General features: G+C 53.6%; 26 protein-coding genes. 16 read left to right on the top strand and 10 right to left on the bottom strand.

What is annotated here, in order from left to right; genetic code table 11:
- Positions 1–9: 9 nt before the first annotated feature.
- From FYZ48_RS07300 to FYZ48_RS07345, 10 genes are all read right to left on the bottom strand, one after another.
- A complete protein-coding gene (locus FYZ48_RS07300; RefSeq protein ID WP_149338936.1) occupies positions 10–1,323 on the bottom strand; it encodes a DUF1552 domain-containing protein in 1,314 nt (437 codons plus the stop codon).
- Positions 1,320–3,938 (bottom strand): DUF1588 domain-containing protein, encoded by a 2,619-nt coding sequence (locus FYZ48_RS07305; protein WP_149338938.1) that lies wholly within the window; start codon positions 3,936–3,938, stop codon positions 1,320–1,322. The genes FYZ48_RS07300 and FYZ48_RS07305 overlap by 4 nt, the downstream gene beginning before the upstream one ends.
- A gap of 90 nt (positions 3,939–4,028) precedes the next feature.
- On the bottom strand, positions 4,029–4,430 hold the full coding sequence (locus FYZ48_RS07310; RefSeq protein ID WP_187781914.1) for a hypothetical protein: 402 nt from the start codon (positions 4,428–4,430) through the stop codon (positions 4,029–4,031).
- Between the two features lie 66 nt (positions 4,431–4,496).
- Complete coding sequence (locus FYZ48_RS07315) at positions 4,497–5,441, bottom strand: DUF1559 domain-containing protein (protein ID WP_145188716.1); 945 nt, start codon at positions 5,439–5,441, stop codon at positions 4,497–4,499.
- A 127-nt stretch (positions 5,442–5,568) separates the two neighbouring features.
- Positions 5,569–6,279, bottom strand: a complete 711-nt coding sequence (locus FYZ48_RS07320) for a GntR family transcriptional regulator (protein WP_149338940.1) — start codon at positions 6,277–6,279, stop codon at positions 5,569–5,571.
- A 322-nt stretch (positions 6,280–6,601) separates the two neighbouring features.
- On the bottom strand, positions 6,602–7,480 hold the full coding sequence (locus FYZ48_RS07325) for an SDR family NAD(P)-dependent oxidoreductase (RefSeq protein WP_149338942.1): 879 nt from the start codon (positions 7,478–7,480) through the stop codon (positions 6,602–6,604).
- Positions 7,481–7,593: 113 nt separating this feature from the next.
- Positions 7,594–7,833: a hypothetical protein gene (locus FYZ48_RS07330; RefSeq protein ID WP_242022455.1), complete on the bottom strand. Its 240-nt coding sequence runs from the start codon at positions 7,831–7,833 to the stop codon at positions 7,594–7,596.
- Between the two features lie 70 nt (positions 7,834–7,903).
- Complete coding sequence (locus FYZ48_RS07335) at positions 7,904–8,371, bottom strand: DinB family protein (RefSeq protein WP_145188725.1); 468 nt, start codon at positions 8,369–8,371, stop codon at positions 7,904–7,906.
- 133 nt (positions 8,372–8,504) lie between these two features.
- Entirely contained in the window at positions 8,505–9,251 is a 747-nt protein-coding gene (locus tag FYZ48_RS07340; protein ID WP_149338944.1) for a dioxygenase family protein, read from the bottom strand.
- A gap of 176 nt (positions 9,252–9,427) precedes the next feature.
- On the bottom strand, positions 9,428–9,844 hold the full coding sequence (locus FYZ48_RS07345) for a hypothetical protein (RefSeq protein ID WP_149338947.1): 417 nt from the start codon (positions 9,842–9,844) through the stop codon (positions 9,428–9,430).
- 443 nt (positions 9,845–10,287) lie between these two features.
- Here FYZ48_RS07345 and FYZ48_RS07350 point away from each other — a divergent pair, with 443 nt between their 5' ends.
- The 16 genes from FYZ48_RS07350 (at position 10,288) to FYZ48_RS07425 (ending at position 20,939) form a co-directional block, all read left to right on the top strand.
- Positions 10,288–11,409 (top strand): DUF3500 domain-containing protein, encoded by a 1,122-nt coding sequence (locus tag FYZ48_RS07350; RefSeq protein WP_149338949.1) that lies wholly within the window; start codon positions 10,288–10,290, stop codon positions 11,407–11,409.
- A 120-nt stretch (positions 11,410–11,529) separates the two neighbouring features.
- On the top strand, positions 11,530–12,153 hold the full coding sequence (locus FYZ48_RS07355) for a hypothetical protein (protein ID WP_149338951.1): 624 nt from the start codon (positions 11,530–11,532) through the stop codon (positions 12,151–12,153).
- 81 nt (positions 12,154–12,234) lie between these two features.
- Positions 12,235–12,867, top strand: a complete 633-nt coding sequence (locus FYZ48_RS07360) for a hypothetical protein (protein ID WP_149338953.1) — start codon at positions 12,235–12,237, stop codon at positions 12,865–12,867.
- A gap of 129 nt (positions 12,868–12,996) precedes the next feature.
- Entirely contained in the window at positions 12,997–13,530 is a 534-nt protein-coding gene (locus tag FYZ48_RS07365) for a hypothetical protein (RefSeq protein ID WP_149338955.1), read from the top strand.
- A gap of 112 nt (positions 13,531–13,642) precedes the next feature.
- Positions 13,643–14,107 (top strand): SMI1/KNR4 family protein, encoded by a 465-nt coding sequence (locus FYZ48_RS07370; RefSeq protein WP_261344352.1) that lies wholly within the window; start codon positions 13,643–13,645, stop codon positions 14,105–14,107.
- Positions 14,108–14,302: 195 nt separating this feature from the next.
- A complete protein-coding gene (locus FYZ48_RS07375; RefSeq protein WP_149338959.1) occupies positions 14,303–14,746 on the top strand; it encodes a GNAT family N-acetyltransferase in 444 nt (147 codons plus the stop codon).
- A gap of 38 nt (positions 14,747–14,784) precedes the next feature.
- On the top strand, positions 14,785–15,138 hold the full coding sequence (locus FYZ48_RS07380; protein WP_145441869.1) for a VOC family protein: 354 nt from the start codon (positions 14,785–14,787) through the stop codon (positions 15,136–15,138).
- A gap of 183 nt (positions 15,139–15,321) precedes the next feature.
- A complete protein-coding gene (locus tag FYZ48_RS07385) occupies positions 15,322–16,032 on the top strand; it encodes a hypothetical protein (protein WP_149338961.1) in 711 nt (236 codons plus the stop codon).
- A 134-nt stretch (positions 16,033–16,166) separates the two neighbouring features.
- Complete coding sequence (locus FYZ48_RS07390) at positions 16,167–16,541, top strand: DUF805 domain-containing protein (protein WP_149338964.1); 375 nt, start codon at positions 16,167–16,169, stop codon at positions 16,539–16,541.
- Positions 16,542–16,810: 269 nt separating this feature from the next.
- Positions 16,811–17,428 carry an SET domain-containing protein gene (locus tag FYZ48_RS07395; RefSeq protein ID WP_145042338.1) on the top strand — a complete coding sequence of 206 codons (618 nt, stop codon included), beginning with the start codon at positions 16,811–16,813 and terminating at the stop codon, positions 17,426–17,428.
- 140 nt (positions 17,429–17,568) lie between these two features.
- Positions 17,569–18,090 (top strand): YegJ family protein, encoded by a 522-nt coding sequence (locus tag FYZ48_RS07400; RefSeq protein ID WP_149338966.1) that lies wholly within the window; start codon positions 17,569–17,571, stop codon positions 18,088–18,090.
- 65 nt (positions 18,091–18,155) lie between these two features.
- Complete coding sequence (locus FYZ48_RS07405) at positions 18,156–18,533, top strand: hypothetical protein (protein WP_149338968.1); 378 nt, start codon at positions 18,156–18,158, stop codon at positions 18,531–18,533.
- Positions 18,534–18,607: 74 nt separating this feature from the next.
- Positions 18,608–18,934: a 50S ribosome-binding protein YggL gene (locus FYZ48_RS07410; RefSeq protein WP_149338970.1), complete on the top strand. Its 327-nt coding sequence runs from the start codon at positions 18,608–18,610 to the stop codon at positions 18,932–18,934.
- Between the two features lie 59 nt (positions 18,935–18,993).
- Positions 18,994–19,575 carry a TetR/AcrR family transcriptional regulator gene (locus tag FYZ48_RS07415; protein WP_149338972.1) on the top strand — a complete coding sequence of 194 codons (582 nt, stop codon included), beginning with the start codon at positions 18,994–18,996 and terminating at the stop codon, positions 19,573–19,575.
- Positions 19,576–19,669: 94 nt separating this feature from the next.
- Positions 19,670–20,230, top strand: coding sequence for a carboxymuconolactone decarboxylase family protein (locus FYZ48_RS07420; RefSeq protein ID WP_145441883.1), 561 nt, complete (start codon positions 19,670–19,672; stop codon positions 20,228–20,230).
- Positions 20,231–20,318: 88 nt separating this feature from the next.
- On the top strand, positions 20,319–20,939 hold the full coding sequence (locus tag FYZ48_RS07425; RefSeq protein ID WP_149338975.1) for a pyridoxamine 5'-phosphate oxidase family protein: 621 nt from the start codon (positions 20,319–20,321) through the stop codon (positions 20,937–20,939).
- Positions 20,940–20,948 lie beyond the last annotated feature (9 nt).

Raw genomic sequence — 20,948 nt, forward strand, 5'->3', positions numbered from 1 at the left:
ACGCTGGTCTCAACCTTTCAGGCCCGTCAGCGTACTGCTGCTGGAACCGAAGCGATCGGTTTCCACTCCCATCCGCTGCAGCATACTCAGATACAGATTGCACAAAGGTGCGTTCGCTTCCCGGTTAAACGCGAGATGCTGGCCATGTTGAAAGCCGCCTCCTGCCAGGAGAATCGGGAGATTTGTATTATCATGGGTATTCGCATCCCCCATGTTACTTCCATACAGCACCATCGTACTGTCCAGCAGACGTCCCGTATTGCCCTGCACGGTCTGTAGTTTCTCAAGCACCCGCTTCAACAACTGCATCTGGCGGCGGTCCGCTTTTTCCAGCTGCGCCAGATGATGAGCCCGCATCCCGTGATGGCTCAGCGGATGATAGCTGGTCAGACTCTTTTCCTGCTCCGAGAGTTGAAAGACGGGCGTCGCGAAGGCATCGACCATCAATGTGACGATCCGCGTCGAGTCGGACTGCAGTGCCAGCACCGCCATCGCCAGCATCTGTTCCAGCTTGTCGAACAGCAAACCCCGATCCAGAATATCTTCCGGCAATTCCGCCACAGTTTTCGGCTTGGGGCTCTGCTCCCATTCCCCTGCAGTCACCAGTCGCTGTTCCAGTTCGCGGATCGAAGTAAAATACTGATCCAGACGCGAACGATCTTCCGGGCCCAGCTCACGATTCAATCGCTGTGTCGACTCGGAAACCGCATCCAGAATACTGCCCCGCCGTTTCAGATGTTCCAGCCGCCGCTTGATCTGCGCCGAGTCTCCCTGAATGAACATCTTCTGAAACAGACGGGCGGGACTGTCTTCTGCAGGTAACAATACGCCGTCCCGCGTCCACGACAGACTCCGATTCGCCTTGTCGATATTTACTCCCAGGTTCAAAGTGGCGAACCGGGTCTTGCGTCCCAGATGCTCGGCCGCATATTGATCGAGGGAAACCGTATTGCGAAAACCGCTGCTCGTCGGATGTTTGGCGCCGGTCAGGAAACAGTTCTCAGTAGAATGTCCTCCTTCGCAGGCCGGATGCGATAAACCACTGAAGACGGTAAAATCAGAAGTCAACTCATTGAGCTCACTCAGATAAGGAGAGAGCTGGTACTTGGCGCCGCTCTCTTTGGGAAAAAAGTGTTGCGGCAAGACTCCCAGATTATTCGAAATCAACAGCATGCGACCAGGCGTCGCAGAGGAAGACTCCTTCCCCAGCGCAGGGCGCTGCAGACTCTCCAGCAACGGAAGTGCGAGAGCCACACCGGCACCGCGTAAAAAACGCCTGCGAGCATAATCCACTGTCCATCGTCGGGCTGAGTGATTCCTCATGATTCGCTTCCCTTCGCTGCTGCAACAGGTTCGGTTCCCAGAAAAATGCGGCTCTGAACCAGCGCCAGCAGTAAATCGCGAACCCGATATTGATCGGCCTCGCATTGATCGAGAATGGATTCAATCACAGGTCGATCCGAAAATCGAACCGGGGTGCCCGTGGCATACACGGTCAACTGCTGCAGAAAATTCCGGGCCAGCTGTCGCGGGTTCTTCACCAGCAACTGTTTTAATTCCTGAATGTTCTGAAATGATCGACCATCGCGGAGCTGACCACCGGCGTCCACGGGGCCAGCAATGAAATAAGCGAAATCGTGACCGGCTCGATCGATGCCCGTCACTTTTTCTCCCTGCCCGAGGCTGCGATAACGGTTCCGCCAGGCCCCCATGATATCATAATTTTCCAGTGCAAAGCCGACTGGATCAAAGCGGGCATGGCAGTTCGCACAGACCGGATCCCGCGTGTGTTGCGCCAGTTGGTCGCGGATGGTCTTCGCTCCCCGAATGTCGGGTTCGACCGCAGGCACCGACGGCGGTGGCGGAGGCGGCGGTTCGCCCATAATCCGCTCCATGATCCAGGCGCCCCGAATCACAGGTGAGGTCGTCGTCCCGTTTGCTGTCACTTTCAGGATCGCCCCCTGGGTGATCAACCCGCCATACGGGCTGTTTGCAGGTAGCGCAACGCGGCGGAGATTTGATCCTTCCAGCGGCGGCAGATCGTAATGCCGGGCCAGTCGGTCGTTCGCAAAAATAAAATCGGTCTGCACCAGGGCCGTGATCGGCAGGTTCTCTTCAAGCAGATAGCGGAAGAAAGTACGCGTCTCCATCGCCAGAGAATCGATCAGGTAATCATCGAAACGATATTCGGGATAGAGCCGCGCATCGGGCTCATCCCGCCGAATGTCTTTCAGCGATAGCCAGTAATCCGTAAAGTTATTCACAAACGCTTCGGATGATTCCGCCTTCAGCAGGCGTTTCGTTTCTGAGCGCAATATCGTTGGCTGCAGCAGATCACCGTCAGCCACATGTGACTTCAGCTCGGCGTCAGGACAGGTATTCCCCAGGAAGTGGGACAGACGGGACGCCACCGCGTAAGGCAGTTGCTCAGAACTCTGCTGTGGCTCAGGCAGGTACAGGTACTGCCCCGAACAGAGAAAGGCACTATAACCCAAGAGCAGTGCCTCCGCGAGCGGTTCCCCCCGCTTCAGTTCTCCCAGCACCAGTCGTTCATAAATCTGGATCACCTCTACCGGAGAAGGTTCCCGCTCGGCCTGTTGAATAAATCGTCTGAGCAGCCTGCGTGCTTCCTGCTCGGGTTGATCTGTCACCAGTTCGACAGGCAGAGTTCCTTTTCGTGTTGCACGAATCGGCAGATCGTCAAACAGCCGCCGATGTGAAGCGGGCGGCCAGACCTCGGAATCGAGAGGGCCGGTAATCTCCAGCCACTGAAAGGCAACACCGGGATGACCGCCTTCCGGGCGTGGGGGAAAGTCATAGTAGAGCGGCGCATTGGGTGGATTGATCGCCCGGGGAACCGGCAGTCCCAGCAGACTATACTCGAATGTTTCGTTCTGTTTCAGCCGGATCGTCGTTTCATAGATCGCGGGCTCCGGTTGAATGTCCAGAATCTCTTTTGTGGCCCGCACATCGCCGGAGACATCCGCCCCCGACCGTTTCCGCGCGCGGAAGTTCATGGGAATTGAAGACGGAGCCGGCTTGAGACTGAAATCCCGTAACTGTCGCACCGCACGCGCTGAAAATCGTAGTCGATACGTGCCAGGCTGCACCGCTTTGAACTGATCCGGATATCCATAATAAGGCCAGGAGGCAGAACGAAAGATGGCAAGTTCCATGTCTGGATCATGGCTGTTCTCTTTGCGGATCCGGTTCAGGTCCGCCATCGAGAGTGGCACCAGTTTCGAATCCTTCGCGTAGTACATCGCCTCCCGCTCGCCAAAGGTTTGCGCGGTTAAAAACATCCGCGTGGCCGGCAATCGTTCCTGTTTTCGGGGCCGGGGTTTGACTCCAGAAGCGACTGCCTGCCGCAATACAGTATCGGCTGCATCGAGATAGGCTTCCAACTGGATCCGGGACATGTCCAGCACTTCAGCCACCTTGTTGCAATGCAGCCGTTCCCGGTCGGCGGGCAGCATGTCGCGAATATCCAGTTCGGGCAACTGGAGCAGATCACGCAGGTTCTGCTCATACTCCTGACGCGTCAGCCGCCGCATAGGTCCCCGTCCGTGGCTGTTGACTTCCGCCTGATCAACCTGCAGCAGCGCACTCGATAACGACTTGAGTAACGCCTGCCGATTCTCCGCAGACAGGTCTGCCGGATCAGGGGGCATTTCCCCCGCCGCGATCCGGTCATAGATCTGAACCCAGCGGTGGCGAGCCCTTTTGTCTTTCAAGTCAAACGAGATCTGCTGCAGATCCAGCTTCGCCTCTGCCGATTCACCCGCATGACAATCCACGCAGGTTGACTTCAGCAGTGCACGCTCAGTTTGTCCAATACCAGCCGGAGTCGCATCGGCAGCTTCGGCTTCACAATACGTTGTTAGTATCAGGAAAGCACACACCAGAAAGCGAACTGACAAAGACGAAACATCAATCATAGACCGTGTTCCCGTAGCACAATGGCAGTGATCCGGAGAGCGGTCAGGCAGAACCCGGGATTCAGGATACTGAAGAAACACGGACACAAATCACTCCCCGGACGGTTGAGAATCGGACTTCAATTCAAAGTCCAGTTGCAGACTCTGATCGGCTTTAATATCTGCAGTTAACTGGCTCTGCTCATTATAAATCGCAGGCAGGTATTGTTCGGTCTCCTTTATACCGTACTTCTCATACGGCTTCCCTGTCCAGCGGGAGGCGTGAATTTCCACCCGCTTATTCCCAATCGGAACATTGACGAGATACTCTCCCTGTTCAATTTTTCCCTGGGCAGAATGCGTCGAATTATCTGCGGAAACAAAGGTAATCGTCCCCTCAGGCAGAGGTTCTCCATCCAGTTGAATCATACCGCTGACCTCCGACTCATTCGGACCGGCCCCGCCGGAACAGCCACTGATCAACAGCAGACACAGAATGCAAACCAGCCTCACAAAACGTCTGTTGAATCTCACGCTGAACAACATTTCGTTTAATGCTCCCATGTGAAAGAGATCTGCTTAAAATTCGTTGATGACTTCCTGACCGGCGCGGGTTCCCAGCCCCTGGTAGGTGGCGCGATCAATATTCTCTGAAATAAAGCGGACCGCACCATCGGCCAGCAGACCATGTACTCCCCCTGTATGATAGCTGCGGGCAAACGTGCGACTGTTCGTGGTACTGTCCGCCCCACAGGGAGCGTGCGGAATTTCCAGACAGGCGATTAATACATCACCTACATTCGTATTCGGGGTTTCCAGTGTTGTGATAAACGTTCCCATGCAGCGGGGATTCATCAGTCGGCCACGTACATCATGCTTGGAACTGTCGGCAGAGAGAATAATCTCGCTGGCCATCAGGGTCGTAGAAGCACCATCAGTCAGATCACGCAGCCGCGTACGGGAACGCGAATAAAACATTCCATTCAACTGCGTGTAACTGTTTACGGGTCCAAAGTGCGTCGAGCCGGAACAGACCGCATAGTTTCCGTGGAATCCCTGTGAACCGTTACTGGTGGGACTCGTCTGACCATAGGTCACATTTTTCGGTCCTGCCGGATCGCTGGGACACATCATCATCGGCACGATGGACTCTTTCCTGCTCCAGTAGATGGCTCCGGTCCGCGCTGAATTCTGCTGCTCTTCCATGAATGCGTTGTACAAGGCCCCCTGTTCAATATAAGGCAAAATCATCGGATACCAGCCGGTATTGTCTGTCGGTGGACGAGGGGAACCGGGCAGATCTCCATTAGTCGGATTGATCATACCAAAGGGAAACACCTGGAAGGTATCGTGGTAATTATGCAGCGCCAGTCCCAGTTGTTTCAGGTTGTTCTTACACTGACTGCGACGTGCCGCTTCCCGCGCCTGTTGCACAGCCGGAAGCAGGAGCGCAATTAAAATGGCAATGATGGCAATCACCACCAGCAGTTCGATCAACGTGAATCCTCGTCTCCCGCGAAACATGAGCGTCTCCTTGATGAATAGAAGATAAATTCCTTCAGCCGGCTGCAGAAACAGCAATGAAACGTATGCGGCTGATATATGAGATGACAAATCGAATCTGATCTGGAATCAGCAGGTGATTCTGCTTTCAATTCTGCCTGGTTTCGGTTTCCGGAATCCGTCGCACAAATATGCCTTCGACGGCCCGCTCACAGGTGCCTTTCAAATGACGCTCCATCGCCGCCCCGGCAGCATCTTTATCTCGTTGCAGGATCGCTTCCAGAACCTGCAGGTGCTCATTGAGAATCTGGTCGAGGTAAGGCTCCCAGTCTTTGAGTAACACGCGAATCATATGCATCAATCGATCGTAGCGCTGCAGTTCGGTCTTCAATCGTCTGATTCCGGATGCCTTAACAATCGCGGTATGGGTGCGCTGGTCGTTGTCCGAACAGAGGAGACTCCAGTCCGCTCCCCGCGGCCCCTGTTGTAATGCTCGGGTTTCCTCCAGCAGCTGTCGGATTTCCTCCAGGTCGGCACACTCACAGGCACAGCGCGCTGATTCCACTTCGAGAATCCGCCGGATATGGTACATCTCGCGTATTTCAGAAATCCCCAGAGGAGTCACAACCGCTCCACGATTGGGAATCATCTCGACGACTCCAATTCCGCTTAATTCCACGATCGCTTCGCGGACCGGCGTACTGCTGACGCCAAACCGCTGCGCCAGATGCTGCACTTTGAGTCGCGTTCCCGAAGGATATTCGCCAGTAAAAATCGAGAGCAGTATCTGACTGAAAATATCCAGTCGTAAAGTACTGACGGGCAGGAGCCGGGTTGCCTCAGGAGTCGATGTGCTCATCTGGTTTCGCCTGTTTTTCTGCGTGTAGACGGGTTCCGAATGACCGTAACCCGTCTCGAAACGTGCGTAGCGTGTTCATTTCTACGCATAATGCATTATGCATTATATATAATATTAACTTTTGGACTGTCAATCATAAAATAGAAAATCAGGGAGCAATCAGGAGCGGAATTACCGGAAGTGTAGACAGGGGAGTACCTTCAGACGATTTCCAGAAGCGAATGAAATCGATATTCCCCAGGTACGATGACCACAACGGGTACGAGGCAGAGCTGTAGCCAGCTGCTTTGAGCAGGAGACCGACGATTCACGCTGCGGCGTGTCACGCAGCCTTCGAAGAGGACTCAGCAGACGCTTCGAACTGTTGTTCGGCCTGAAGTGCCAGCTGCTGTGCCTTCTTCTTCATGCGTCGACGGCGGCCGAATCGAAAAGCAAGATCCAATGACCAGGGCGCAATTCGCTTCAGATAATAAAGCACATAGGCCACCCAGCCCACCAGGCAAATTCCCTGATCACGGTAGATGGCTTTGACCGCTTTCTGCGCCACCAGTTCGGGGGTCGTACAGATCCAGCGGGGCGGAATCGGAGTCTGCTTGCCGTCACGTCCTGACGGAGCCACCTCGAACAAACGTGTCGTCACCGGCCCAGGACAGATGGCAGAGACGCCCAGCCCCTGTCGACTGTACTCGGCGCGAAGTGATTCACTGAAACCCAGCAAGCCATATTTACTGACCTGGTAAGCACTGAAACGATTGCCTTGAACCAGGCCGCAAATGCTGGAAACGTTTACAATATGGGCTTCGGGGCGGTTTAACAGACTGGGCAGTAATTCTCGCGTAATCTGGATTGGTGCCAGCAGATTGATCCCCAGAAGCCAGTCCCACTGCTCGGCAGTCATCGTATGTGTCGGACCGTAGAAAGCAACGCCGGCGTTATTCACCAGAATATCGACACCGCCCCAGGTACTCAGCACATCCTGTATCGTAGCGGAAATCTGTTGTGAGTCGGTCAGATCACAGCGTCGGCTGGCGACCTTTACACCCAGCAAAGATGCCGTTTCCGCCGTATCGGCCAGACCACTTTCATTGACATCCAGCAGAAACAGATCCACACCTTCCGCAGCCAGCTGCAATGCAATCTCTCTGCCAATCCCCGCAGCGGCACCGGTGATGAGTGCTGTTTTACCAATTAAATTCTGCATCGCTCCATTCGCCTCGTTGAACCGAAACCCTCCCTGTTTCGAGAAGCGGGAGTTTACGCGATCGGGCGAAATGGGTAAAGACGTCTCCGCAGGCCCAGACAGTGATCATTCAGTCACTCATCAACGCCGGAATCTGCTTCGATCACTTCATGCAGCTGCTTCAGCACAAAATGGGGGTCGAGCCCCATCTGTCGGCAGACATAATCCAGCGATTTCCCCTGGCAGGACTGATCAATCCCCAGAGATTCAAGTACCCCCTGCACTTCGGGATGCTCAATCACCCATTCAACGACACTGGATTCAAGTTCAAGACTGGTCATCATTTTCTTCCCTGGTACGGGACCGCGGTTCATCAGAGAAACCTGATTTCGAATCTATGATAGCAAATCCGCCGCGGAATCAAACGCGTGTTTCTTTCGGTGCTCAGGAGGCCAGCGCGTCCCGCTTTTCCTGAATCAGTTTGATATGGTGCGGGATATGACCGGTAATCCGGTCGAGCAGAGTCCACAGCGACAATTCCCCATCACGGGTATGGATGCCTGTGCGTTCGAACTGAGCCGGTTCCAATGTCTTCAGGATTCGCCCCAGGTGATTGCGTACCGCGGAAATCAGCTGCAGTTCCTCTTCCAGATCGCGCTGGTCATACGCCAGTTTTTCAGCGAACTGATCGGGATCGCCTCCCGGCAGCGGTGGATTCTCTTCTACCAGGACCCACTTCATCCGGTCCGCATACACGGGCTCGAAGTCCGCGATGTGGCACACCACCTGTCGCGTCGACCATTTACCCGGAACCGGGGCAGCATCCAGCTCAGCGTCAGTCATCCCCTCGATGGCCTGTCGCAGTTGTTCCGGTCCGGCCAGGTAGTCTTCGATTCGCTGTCTGATATCCATATGAGGCGTTCCTGCAGAATGTTTGACGGGAGTGAAATCGGTTGATCACTGCTGGTGTCGATTATGGGGATCTGATTCCCGTTGATCAACTCTGGCAACGGTCAGGAGTACGAAACCGGTTCACTCCCCGTCATTACCTGCGGGGCGGACGCTGTCTGCTGCCGAACTCGGATTTCCCGATGCCCCCCTTGATGGTGCCATCCGGATTTTCTTCTGCGGTTTTACCCAGGATGATATCAAAGTTCGCCGCCAGCTCTCCCAGCCTGGAATCAGGCAACGGTTTGAAATCGACCAGAATCGTTTCCCGCTGCTCAGGATCGCGGATCTGGCGGTAGACGCCGTCTTCCGCATTCATCTCATGTCCTTTGACCAGCAGCTGCGTAGTCAGAATCCGGTGTCCGTTCTGACTGACGGCGACGTGAATATGCGGCGTGCGGAATCCGCGTCCCGCCCGATAGGGAACCGGCTTGATGGTGCGGAAATAATACTTACCTTTAGAATCGGTCAGGAAGCGGCCATAACCCTGAAAGTTGCCGTCACGCCCCTCTTTATTTTCGCCTCGCGTATGAATGTAAGAGGCTTTATTGTCCACCTGCCAGATTTCGACAAAGGCATTCCGCAGGGGATTCCCTTTACTGTCCAGAACTTTGCCGGTCAGGTGTGTGATCTCTCCGACCGCAGGCGTGATGGAATCGTTAATCACCAGCAGGTCATTGTCGGTATCCAGGGGCATCTTATCCGGGTAGAACGGCCCTTCGGTCATGGAAGGCGTCCGGATCAGTTCCTCTGCCATCAAACCGGGGGTGGTAAACGCCGCCAGACTGAAAGAAGACCATTTGAGAAAATCCCGCCGACCAGCGCTTGTCGATTGACGTTGCATTACCTGCTCCCTGTCTTTCAGAGTTAAAAAAGTTTATCTGTCAACCATTTTAACATCTAACGGGTATTTTCGGCGAATGTTTCGTCAAAAAAAGCGATTTCCGGCAATTTCACAGAAAGACCATCTATCGGCAATGATTGATCTCTTCCGTATTTAAGCCTCCCGGGAAAAGCCGGTTAGAACTGGGCAGTCAGTTCTTTCATGAGGTCCACGTCGAAGGTGTTCGGAATGGTCACGAGCAGCGTATTATGGCCGTCGTCTTCGAATTTGAGAGAATTGCGGGGCATGTTTCCACCAGCGGCTTTGACGAGAATCACGTTCTTATCCCGGATCAGGAAAAAGTGATCCTCCAGGCCCTCTTTACCGACCGTCACAAAGTTGAGCACCCCTTTCTTAAACCGCACGGACTGTACGCGATGGAAGAACGTCGTTTTCGCCAGGGGATGCTTTGTCTCTGCATTGAGAGCGTTATGGCGAGTGGGAAGTTCAACGACACCCGGCGTGCCATCGGGAGGGTCCTCGCTTAGAAAAATGACAGACAGGCAGAACAGAATTACGATCAACGATGAAGTGGTGGTGAGCATATCTTTCATTAAAGCCATTCCCCACTTTCGGTGCCCGCGAAAGTTGATTGAAGTGAAATTTCAAATGGATTACCCGTATTACGAAACCGCTGTTCTCAGTAACTCACTCCTGTAAGACAATATTCAGATCCCGTTAGTTGCACGTTTTTGTGCATCATTTCCGTTTTTTTATTAATCTCAGTAAGTCGCTGCCCGAGTTGTGATTGCCAGCTGACAAACGGAAGTTCGCCGGTTACGGATCAATCTTAAAAAAAGAATCGACTTTTTCTGTCATTCGTGAAATCCCCCCAGCAGCGAAACATCTTCTCCCGGATTCCGCTGGTTACTACTCCTGCCAACAGACGTTTGTTAAGATGGCGAAAGAAAATGCGAACTGATCAACGGCCCCTGTGGGATTTCGGGGCTGTGGTTGAAACTTATCCCTCGCTCATCTTGAAATAAGGAACTGCACCGTGAAGACCTACCATCGACTCACCTGCCTGGCCCTGATCACCGGTCTCTGCTGGAACCTGGCCAGCCCCCGTCCGGCAGACGCCGCACCACCCAAGGCACAGAAAACCCAGATCAGCCGTGCCAGCCGAGAAATGGCCAGCGCCGCCAAACGTTTCCTCGCATCACTGTCCGAAGAAGAACGCAAAGCCGCGACCTTCAAAATGGACAGCAAAGAACGCGATCAGTGGTACTTCATTCCCGACTTCGCCATCAAAGAAGATGGCGGCCGCACCGGACTGCCGATGACGAAAATGTCACCACAGCAGAAGATCTTCGCTGTCACTCTCCCCGCAACAGCACTCTCGCACCGCGGCTATCTCGAGATGAATTCCATCCGCGCCCTGGAGCAGGTTCTGTTCGAACTGGAAGGGAAAGACTACCGGAATCCGGAACTCTACTACGTCTCCATCTTCGGTAATCCCGATCCCAAGGGAACCTGGGGCTGGCGGTTCGAAGGGCATCACCTCAGTGTGAATGTCACCATCGTCGACGGCGAAAAATTTTCCGTCACTCCCTCCTTCTTCGGATCCAACCCCGCCACCGTCATGCAGGGCCCCCTCAAAGGCGTTGAAGTTCTCAAGGAAGAACAGCAGCTGGCGCTGAATCTGGTCAAATCCTTTAATCCAGATCAGCTGGCCATCGCCACGATCGACACCGCTGAAGTAGACAAGAAACTGCTCGCCAAAAGCGTGATCAAGGAAGTCCTTACCACCGACGATCCGGTCGTCGACAAAGGCCTGGTGCCGCACAAAGGCATTCAGTACGCCGACCTCGACCCGAAACAGCAGAAAATGCTGTTGCGTCTGGTCAACGCCTACCTGGGCCGCTTCCGTCCGGAACTGCTCAAAGGAACCCGCTATCTTGGAAACCTGCGGGACGGCGACCATCTCTACTTCGCCTGGAGTGGTGGTCAGGCCCGCGGCCAGTTCCACTACTACCGCATCCAGTCCAAAGTCTTCCTGATTGAATTTGCGAATACCCAGAACGATGCCAATCACGTGCATGCGGTCTTCCGCGAATTTGACGGCGATTTTGGTCGCGACCTGCTCAAAGAGCATTACTCGAAGCAGCACAAGAAATAGTTCTGAGTTCAAACTGCCCCTCACCAGGCCCGATTCGCGTACTGCGATCGGGCCTGTTTTATTAAACTGATCACCAGGAATTTTGTAGACGGCTTTCGCTCCAGAGGGTACGCTGACCTAATGGAGAATAATCCCGGACATCTCGATCTCCCGGCAGATCAGCTCGCATCCGCCCCTGTTTTAAATTCTGAAAGTCCGCCCCCCAGACGACGACGCTTCGGCCGCTGGCTCAAGGCGATCCTGCTGCTCCTGTTCCTGCTGATTTTTCCTTTGGTAATTGAAACCTATCACAAGTGCGTAATCTGTGGCATGCGGCACACCGAATGGCGGATCATCGGTTTCGGCTGGTTGCTCTCGTCCCGCGACCATGCCACTCCCTGCAGCGACTGGTACCGGGCAGAGGTCGAACCCGAGCATCAACATGTCTGGGCCCGCGTCCCCTATGCGGAAGGGAGGAACGTGTTTGGCATGAAAGCAGGCATGTATCAGGATGGTTCGCTCGCCTCGGGCCCTTTCAGCTGGCTCATGCTGGGACATCACAGACAGCTGGCGATTTATCAAAGAGCACCTGATCCAGCCCAGGCCCGGGCCTTGTTTTCAAAGCTCGCCCACTTTGAGAGAGACGACTCGAAAACGCGAAAAGAGCAAGATGCGATTTATAATCGTTTAAATACCTGGGTTAATTCTGGTCTGGATGGCCCTTGGCCGTTCAAAGAGGGGGAATTTAGCACCATGAAGCGTTAGATCTTGTCACCTGCGATCGGGCCTGTTTTATTGAGGGGAAGTCATATGGACGGAATTTGATCTACGGGTTAATTTACCCCCATGGACCAGCGCCCCGCCCCTTCATCCTGCTCGAACGCAAACCAGCCTGCGACACAACCGACAGGTTCGCTCCCCCGTCGCGTCCGGATCGGCCGCTGGATCAACGCGATTCTGCTCCTGCTGTTCCTGTTGCTGTTCCCGGTCATCATCGCCACTTATCATGACTGCGCGATCTGCGGCATGAAACAGACGCAATGGCGTGTCGTGGGCACAGGCTGGTTCCTTTCCGCGCGAAATCAGCCGACATCCTGCAGCGACTGGTACCGCACACACGTGGAACCGCAACATCAGCATGTCTGGGTCCGCAGGACCTTAGCGGGCGGTTTCGATCTCTTTGGCTGGCAGGTCGGAACCTGGCAATCAGGCAGGCTGGCTTCAGGACAGTTCAGCTGGCTCCCCCTCGGACCGCACACCCAAAAGCAAATCTATCAGAAATGCCCCCACCCGGCCCAGGCCCGAACACTGTTTCTCAAGCTCGCCCGCTTTGATAAACGCACCGGGACAACCATCAATCACCAGGACGAACTCTTCACCCGCCTCAACACCTGGATCGAATCCGACCTGCAAGGCCCCTGGCCATTTGAGGAAGCAGATCTGCGTCTCTCCCTGTCGCGCAGTCCATTCAGAAAATAATTCTGTCTCATATTCTCCCTGCGAAGTATTCATAGTATGCTGAATCCTGTGCAGCATATGGGACGATCGGAGCGTGGAATGATTCAGTCCCTCCACACTTTAAATTCTTATCAACAAGAAAACGCATAGATGAGCAAACCAAAAGCATTTAGTTTTCTGAAAGGGTACTCATTTACGTTTGACGATGAGGACAGAAACATCGAGGCGTGGTTCAGTTCGTTATCCGGCTCAGAAAAGGTGTTCGTTGATGGAACCCTGGTATCGTCTACTAGAAATAGCACCACGCGTTCTTCCAACTTTTTCCAGATTGGAGAGGACAGTTATAACACCTCTTTGAAAATGGTCAGCATTTTCAAGGGGCCTTTTGTATGTACGTTAAGCAAAAACGGAAAGGAAATTAAGCGTCAAAAACTTGTTTATCCGCCACATAAATACGACTTGAAAAAACCAGCATACTGGTTCGAATTGCTAATTTACCTGGCAGCCTTTTCCCTCATCTCAGTCGGAGTATTTGTGTTTGCTTTAAACTATTGGCAGCTTTCCGTGAAGTCATCCCTGAATTTATTGTTCTTAGTAGTTATGATATCGTCACTCAGCTATCTTGCTTACTTCTTCTGGAAATGGGCTGCGGAGATCGAAATCGTGGATGAGGAAATCGGCTAAACGTATTGCCAACCAGACAGGATAACAAATCAAGACTCCATACGAACTCTAACGAGACAGCTACATGTGGGACCTCAATGCACCAGCCTGGAATGATTCACTAACTGGCACAATGCTTTCAGATGCTGAAAGTCGCCTGAATGTGAGATTCCCTGCTGACTATGTGTCTGCTCTCAGAGAGAAGAACGGTGGTACAACACTCGGCGAATACATTCCATTACCAAAGCAGGAAATTCCTTCCCATCTCGCTCCCTATGTTGATCATGGGCATATTTCAATTACCGGCATTAACGGAATCGGAAACAGTCATGGAAGCGTATTGAAAACGGAATATATGACAGAAGAATGGAAATTACCCGGGGGCTTCGTATTGCTCGATGGTGATGGTCATACCTGGATTGCATTCGACTATCGGAACACAAAATCAGAACCAGCAATCGTCTTCCTCGAATCGGAATCGGGAGACACTTTGTATGTTGCGCAAAACTTTTCACAGCTTTTCTCTAATCTTGTTACCCATAAATCACTCTTTGATGACGATGGTGAATTTATCGGGCTGCTGCCTGAGAATCAGTAGGCACAAACTGCCACTCGCTGAGCGCAGGGATCTAGAACCTCTACTTGGATAATTCGATCCCCCGAACCACTTCGTTAATCTCCCAATTCATCCCGAACCTTTTCCCGGCTCCGTTGTCTGCAGATTATCTCCTGCACTGCCCCGTTCAGTGTAGCCCACCCACTTCCTGCGAAAACCAATACCGGCGGAATGAAGATGAATCGAACTGTTCGTGAATACCAGGCTGACGATCTGCAAGACCTGCTCGCTGTCTGGGAGAGTGCCACGCGTCTGGCGCACCCGTTTCTCACCGATGATTTCCTGGATCAGGAACGGCGGAATATCCCCGAACTCTATCTGCCCAACGCTGAAACCTGGGTCGTCGAACAGGACCAGCGTGTCATCGGCTTTATCGCTTTGCTCGGCAACGAAGTGGGCGCGATCTTCGTTGATCCCCTACACCAGGGCACCGGTGCCGGACGGGCGTTGATGGATCAGGCCCGGGAGTTACGGGGAAACCTGGAGGTGGAAGTGTTCGCAGTCAATGCAATCGGACGCCGCTTTTATGAACGGTACGGCTTTCAGCCTCTCTCGGAATCCATCCACGAACCGACGGGAAAAACGCTGCTCAGACTACAATTCCAGACCGCGATCACCTAAGCTGACGCCAACACATTCTTTCGTCTGGAGCCCCCTTCATGCCTGACCACGAGCGTCTCAACTACGTCGAATTCCCTGCCCGGGATCTCCCTGCCACCAAAGCCTTCTTCGAAACCGTCTTCGGCTGGTCGTTCACAGACTATGGCCCGGAATACACGGCCTTCGCGGATGCCGGCCTGGAAGGCGGATTTTTTCAATCCGACCTCTGCTCCACCACTGATGCGGGCGGAGCACTGCTCGTTTTCTTTAGTCAGAATCTGGAGGAGACGCTCAGTAAAGTGGAAGCAGCAGGGGGCAAGATCGTCAAACCGATCTTCTCCTTTCCCGGCGGCAGGCGTTTCCAGTTTCAGGAACCCTCGGGTAATGAACTGGCCGTCTGGTCGGATCAGTAACTCCTCTGTCACATCGCTGTCTGTATTCTCAAGGTAAATATCAATCCTCAGAGACGACTTGTGTAATATCCACACGAACACTACTATGGAGCCGTCTTAATTTAAGTGTGTCGGACACGGGACTGCTATTGTTTCGGTGTCCCAACTCCTCTTGATTGATCTTTCTTCAGAATACAAACAGTAATGACAGAAGACGTAGAATCAGGCGCAATCCTGGTGCTCGACTCCTACATTGTCGGCCCCTGGTACAAGATTTTCCTGATCACGGAAACGGAACTGCTGGCTGCCACCATGAAATCAAAATGGCAGCAGGAAGTCCTCGACCAGCTCAACCAGGGATACGATCCGTTTGAAGTTCTCCAGGGGCACTCCCCCCTGGAAAACCCGGTGAGACGGACTCCCCTGGCCGACATTCAGGCCCTGGAATGGTCCGAAGGCTTTTTCGGTCAAATTGCTTTTAAAGGCACCTCCAGCCTGAAGGTGCACTATTACGATACGATCAAACAGAAAAACAGGCGGTTCAACCTCCGATTCAACGCCGTCGACCGACGCAACGCATTCGCTCGCAAACTCAAATTTCATACGGGCGACTGGGACGAAATACAGGCCCCCTTACCGGCCTGGCGGTGTGGGATCCCCGCCTTGATTTTCCTGTTCTTTTTTGGAGTGATCCTGAGCTTCCGGGCGGCATATCGCTTTCTTACCTACGGTCCCCGGCTTTCCGATGTGATGGAGGATCTCGGAGCCAATTTCTTGCCGGCACTCCAGTTCGCCTATGGTGACGAAATCTACCTGCTGGCTGTCATTCTGATTCCGTCACTGATCTGGTGGGCGATTACCTGTGTCAAACGTCCCACACGTACTGTAGCCCGCCCAGTCAATCCCGGGTTCTGACCACAATATCTGGTTTATTAAGGAGAGGTTGACAATGTGTGCTATACTATGGTGAACAGCCCCTGCGATCCCACTTTCGCCCGGCTGATACAGAACCCGCTCCTCACATCCAAGGAAAGCAGAAAGGCGACAAGATGAACTGGTACTTGACTGTCCTCAAGAAATATGCTGAATTTTCCGGCCGGGCCCGCAGAAAAGAGTACTGGATGTTCGTGTTGATGAACTTCCTGGTCTCGATTCTGATTTCTATTGTTGGCGCCGTAATCGGGGATACAGACGGGTTGATCGCAGTTTCCCTGTCCGGTGTCTATGCATTATTCATCTTCATCCCCAGCCTCGCGGTCACCGTCCGTCGCCTGCACGATACCAACAAAAGTGGCTGGTGGATTCTGATTACTTTCGTCCCATTGATCGGTGGTCTGGTCCTGCTGATCTTCATGATTATGGACAGTGATCCCAACACCAATGCCTACGGCGCCAATCCTAAATCCGCCCCGGAACCTGCGTAATCACGAATCCCGTTCCCCCGGCAGGTCGTCCGCAGAGTCTGCCTGCCGGGGAGGTCGGTCCAGCCTTGGAAAAAAGACCTGCCCTAATTCGGAAAATTTTCTCGATTCCGGACTGGGCAAACCCAAATTTCGACGATATATATGCGCCAGCTTTTTACACATTCAATTCAAAGAGGTGCTCTGTGAAATAAAGACCGTGTGACCGGGGGGCTGCGCAAAGCCACCAACCTGCGGACACACTCCCTGACCGTGTATTTGAGAATTTTCCTATGATACACCCCAAAACTGAGCTGAAATTCATCAGCAACGAAATCGGTTACGGCGTTGTCGCCACCGAATTCATCCCCGCCGGCTCCATCACCTGGGTCCTCGACAAACTCGACCGCGAGTTCAGTTCGAACGAGTTTCAATCGATGGACGAGATCTACCAGAACATCCTGGATACTTACTCGTTCCGCAATAACAAGGGGAATCTGGTCCTCTGCTGGGACAACGGCCGCTACGTCAACCACAGCTTTAACTCCAACTGTCTCACCACCGCTTACGACTTCGAAATCGCTATCAGAGACATCCACCCCGGCGAACAGTTGACCGACGATTACGGCTACCTGAATATCCCCTCTCCCTTCCGGGGCATCGATGAAGGCACCCGCCGCAAAATCGTCTACCCCAACGACCTGATTAAATACTACAAGGTCTGGGACCGCAAACTGCTCAAAGTCTTTCACCACATTCCCAGCCTGGAACAGCCGCTGAAACAGCTGCTTTCAGACGAAATGTGGGATGAAATTGTGGAAATCTCCCGGGGAAACCAGGAGATGAAGTCGATTCTCACGAACTACTATAACGGCGAGGAAGATCGACAACCCGAACTGCAGGAAGTCTGAATCGCCAATCGATTTCCCCTGACCGCCCCCCATTTCTGATCCCGATACCTGACACAGAAGGCGGCGTGCGTTAGGATGGTTACACCATTAATGTAAACCACCTTACGTACGATTTGCCTCTCTGTTTCAGGAATACCGCCATGCGAGCCTCGTCCCTCACCTCCCTGATTCTGCTGACAGCCCTCAGCCTGAGCACCGGGTGTGATAACCAGCCACCCCGCTCGGGTGAGATGGTCGAACGCGAAGGCGAGCCGGCAATTACCTACGTCAAATCAGATGATCCGAAGATGGTCGCTGCGATCGATAAGGCTCGCGGCAGCTTCGACCAGTTCCAGACCGCGTTCGAGAAGCAGCATCCCGGTCAGGACTTCTTCTCCGTAAAGTTACTCGTGGAAGACGGCGAACACCAGGAACATGTCTGGACGACCCCGGTCCGTATCGAAGCCGGCAATTATTACGGCACCTTGGATAACGAGCCTTATCAGATCAAAAAATATGTCGTGGGAGATGAGATCAACATTCCCGTGGATCAGATTTCAGACTGGATGTACGTGGATGACGGTAAACTGGTCGGCGGATACACCTTGCGTGTCGTCCGCGACAGTTTGACCGAAGAACAGCGAAAAGAGTTCGATACGACCATCCCCTTCAAAATTGAATAACCCCCGTACGGAACCGGTGTCCGTCGACTGACTTTGCCCCTGTGCCCCGCCCGCAGAAAGCAGAGATGAGCGAATTACCCTATATCCGTTGCCTGGGTTGTGAAGAGGCCATCTTCGATCCCACCCGCGCTGTCTGCCCCGGCTGTGGTCGCTGTCCGGTATGTGGACTGAGACGCGTAAAACCGGAGATCAAAGACTGCCCGGAGTGCGAACTTCCCTATTGTACCTGTTGTGGTCGCTGCCCCAAATGTGCCGGACTCCGCTACGCAGAAATCGACACTCCCTGCGAATGCGGACACCCCCATAATGCCGAAAAGCTGGCAGACCTGATCCGCTACGAGTCAGTTGTCGGAGCCGAGTCCCGCCCCTTCGACTGGGGCTGCATCATGGTCATTCTCGCCCTGGTCACGGTCATCCTGCTGATTCTGGCAGCCCTGCGGTAAATCAGGCCTGGAAAATGAACTTCTAGAATCTGTACCTCAACTCACTTTATCCTGTTCAACCGAAATCCAGGAAGATGCGAAAACGACTCCGCAAAAAGAAACATCTGGGAGAATTCAAGGAATGGTGTGTCTCGGTGGAAGTCCACCTCGATCCGGGAGTCGATTATCAGGCATTTCTCGATGACTGGATTGAAAGCGCCATTGAAGGGAATCAGTGCCAGTTTGGTGGGGGCGGCAAGTCTCCACTCCTGGAAGGTATCATTCAGCTTGGTATGGCAAGTCACGGTCTGCAGGAACGCCTGACTGAAATACGCGACTGGCTGGAGCAGCACCCAGCTGTGCAGGAATATCAGTTCGGTCCTCTGATCGACTGCTGGTATGATTCTGGCGACGCACACTGAATTCGATTTTTTTTGAATTACCACTTGATCAAGAACAGACAGGTCTGTATACTTCAGTTATGAATAAGACACCCAGAGCATCCAGTGCCCGCAAACGCATCGTCGAAACAGCCGAAAGACTGTTTTATGCAGAAGGCATCCGCGCCGTCGGCATCGACCGGGTGATCGCGGAAGCAGGTGTCGCCAAGATGACGCTCTACAATCATTTTGCCTCCAAGGATGACCTCGTCCTGGCGGTACTGAAATATCGGGAGGAACAATTTGACCTGTATATCAAACAACGGATGATGGAACATCAGTCAGCCGGCTTGAAACCGCTGCGTGCCTTCTTCGCTGCCTTGAAAGACTGGTTCGAATGTCCGGATTACCGTGGGTGTGCCTTCATCAACGCCACCTCGGAACTGGCTGACTCGAACCCGGCGGCAACCGAATTCTGTGCCGAGCATAAACGTCGTTTCAAACAGCAACTGACTGACATCGTTATCGAGTCCGAAGGAGACCAGGCCGCGGCGGTCGCACCCGCGATTTCCGTCCTCGTCGAAGGGGCCATCGTGACCTCAGTCAGCGAAGGAAATTCCGAGGCAGCTGAAATCGCCGAAGCAGCTGCCTTTCAACTGATTGCCGGTGTACTCTCACAGTAAGCTTCACTTTTTATTTTACCACAATATATACAGACCTGTCTGTTTATTTCCATTTACGTTTCACTGTTACTTTCACTTTAAAAGGAGAACGATCATGCCACGTTTAACCGCCCTCACCAACGCAGCTGCTACCGACAAAGCCCGCACCCTGCTGGATGCTGTTCAACAGAAACTGGGGATGACTCCCAATCTGATGAGAACCATGGCTCACTCCCCCGCAGTCCTCGAGTCTTATCTGCAGTTCAGCGGACTGTTGAAACAGGGAGCCCTGACAGATCAGCATCGGGAGCAAGTCTCATTGACGGTCGCGGAAGCAAATGAGTGTGACTACTGCCTGGCCGCTCATAGCACCCTGGGGAAGATGGCAGGACTGAGTCCGGAACAGATCCGGGACAGCCGCGCAGGTGTCGACAGCGATCCGCAGTCGGCTGCCCTGCTCAAGTTCTCCCGGACGATCGTCCACAAACGGGGTCAGGTTTCTGACCAGGATCTGCAGGAAGTACGTGACGCCGGTTTCAGCGACGAACAGGTCGCCGAGATCGCCGCCAATGTAGCCCTCAACATCTTTACGAACTACTTCAACAACATCGCCCAGACCGAAGTCGATTTCCCGGAAGTCGAACCGCTCTGTGCGGGCAACGCCTGCAGCCACTGAGAGTCTGCAGTCATTTTCCGGAAGGGGATTCGCTCTCGAGCGCATTCCCCTTCCCTCTTTTCATCTCTGTTTAGCAGACAGGAATGTCATGCACTCGGTTCCCAGCGATATCGCCTTTACTGAATCAGTCAAAGCATTACAGTCCCGCAACGGTTCCCGCTCTCAGTATGCCCGGATGGAACAGGGGTCAGGCTGGCAGACGAAAGTAACCGACGATCTACAGGACTTTCTGTCGCACCTCGATATGTTTTACCTGGGTACCGCCAGCCGCACCGGACAGCCTTACATTCAGTATCGGGGCGGTAATCCCGGCTTTCTCAAAGTCCTCGACGAGTCCACACTAGGCTTTGCCGACTTCGCGGGCAACCAACAGTTCATTACCCTGGGGAACCTCTCCGAGAACCCGCAGGCGTTTCTGTTCCTGATCGATTACGTCCATCGTCGCCGCGTCAAAATCTGGGGCACGGCGCGCGTCGTAGAAGATGACGCCGCACTGCTGACGCGTCTGCACGACCCCACCTACCCGGGACGGGTCGAACGGGCCATCCTGTTTACGATTTCAGCCTGGGACCTCAACTGCCCGCAGCACATCCATCCTCGTCTGCCCCAGCAGGAGATCCTGCCACTGCTCGAACAGCTGCGCGAAGAAAACCGTCAGCTCAAAACAGAACTGACCCGACTCCAGTCGCAACCGGAATCAGGCCAGTAAGAAAATCAG

It is taken from the genome of Gimesia chilikensis, from assembly GCF_008329715.1.
Lineage (GTDB): Bacteria > Planctomycetota > Planctomycetia > Planctomycetales > Planctomycetaceae > Gimesia > Gimesia chilikensis.

Coding starts and splice junctions, on each gene's coding strand:
- FYZ48_RS07300 (WP_149338936.1), bottom strand. CDS start 1,323: ATGAGGAATCACTCAGCCCGACGATGGACAGTGGATTATGCTCGCAGG.
- FYZ48_RS07375 (WP_149338959.1), top strand. CDS start 14,303: ATGAATCGAACTGTTCGTGAATACCAGGCTGACGATCTGCAAGACCTG.
- FYZ48_RS07385 (WP_149338961.1), top strand. CDS start 15,322: ATGACAGAAGACGTAGAATCAGGCGCAATCCTGGTGCTCGACTCCTAC.
- FYZ48_RS07400 (WP_149338966.1), top strand. CDS start 17,569: ATGCGAGCCTCGTCCCTCACCTCCCTGATTCTGCTGACAGCCCTCAGC.
- FYZ48_RS07425 (WP_149338975.1), top strand. CDS start 20,319: ATGCACTCGGTTCCCAGCGATATCGCCTTTACTGAATCAGTCAAAGCA.
- FYZ48_RS07345 (WP_149338947.1), bottom strand. CDS start 9,844: ATGAAAGATATGCTCACCACCACTTCATCGTTGATCGTAATTCTGTTC.
- FYZ48_RS07305 (WP_149338938.1), bottom strand. CDS start 3,938: ATGATTGATGTTTCGTCTTTGTCAGTTCGCTTTCTGGTGTGTGCTTTC.
- FYZ48_RS07370 (WP_261344352.1), top strand. CDS start 13,643: ATGCTTTCAGATGCTGAAAGTCGCCTGAATGTGAGATTCCCTGCTGAC.
- FYZ48_RS07365 (WP_149338955.1), top strand. CDS start 12,997: ATGAGCAAACCAAAAGCATTTAGTTTTCTGAAAGGGTACTCATTTACG.
- FYZ48_RS07410 (WP_149338970.1), top strand. CDS start 18,608: ATGCGAAAACGACTCCGCAAAAAGAAACATCTGGGAGAATTCAAGGAA.
- FYZ48_RS07355 (WP_149338951.1), top strand. CDS start 11,530: ATGGAGAATAATCCCGGACATCTCGATCTCCCGGCAGATCAGCTCGCA.
- FYZ48_RS07420 (WP_145441883.1), top strand. CDS start 19,670: ATGCCACGTTTAACCGCCCTCACCAACGCAGCTGCTACCGACAAAGCC.
- FYZ48_RS07405 (WP_149338968.1), top strand. CDS start 18,156: ATGAGCGAATTACCCTATATCCGTTGCCTGGGTTGTGAAGAGGCCATC.
- FYZ48_RS07395 (WP_145042338.1), top strand. CDS start 16,811: ATGATACACCCCAAAACTGAGCTGAAATTCATCAGCAACGAAATCGGT.
- FYZ48_RS07360 (WP_149338953.1), top strand. CDS start 12,235: ATGGACCAGCGCCCCGCCCCTTCATCCTGCTCGAACGCAAACCAGCCT.
- FYZ48_RS07330 (WP_242022455.1), bottom strand. CDS start 7,833: ATGAACCGCGGTCCCGTACCAGGGAAGAAAATGATGACCAGTCTTGAA.
- FYZ48_RS07415 (WP_149338972.1), top strand. CDS start 18,994: ATGAATAAGACACCCAGAGCATCCAGTGCCCGCAAACGCATCGTCGAA.
- FYZ48_RS07325 (WP_149338942.1), bottom strand. CDS start 7,480: ATGCAGAATTTAATTGGTAAAACAGCACTCATCACCGGTGCCGCTGCG.
- FYZ48_RS07320 (WP_149338940.1), bottom strand. CDS start 6,279: ATGAGCACATCGACTCCTGAGGCAACCCGGCTCCTGCCCGTCAGTACT.
- FYZ48_RS07390 (WP_149338964.1), top strand. CDS start 16,167: ATGAACTGGTACTTGACTGTCCTCAAGAAATATGCTGAATTTTCCGGC.
- FYZ48_RS07380 (WP_145441869.1), top strand. CDS start 14,785: ATGCCTGACCACGAGCGTCTCAACTACGTCGAATTCCCTGCCCGGGAT.
- FYZ48_RS07335 (WP_145188725.1), bottom strand. CDS start 8,371: ATGGATATCAGACAGCGAATCGAAGACTACCTGGCCGGACCGGAACAA.
- FYZ48_RS07340 (WP_149338944.1), bottom strand. CDS start 9,251: ATGCAACGTCAATCGACAAGCGCTGGTCGGCGGGATTTTCTCAAATGG.
- FYZ48_RS07315 (WP_145188716.1), bottom strand. CDS start 5,441: ATGTTTCGCGGGAGACGAGGATTCACGTTGATCGAACTGCTGGTGGTG.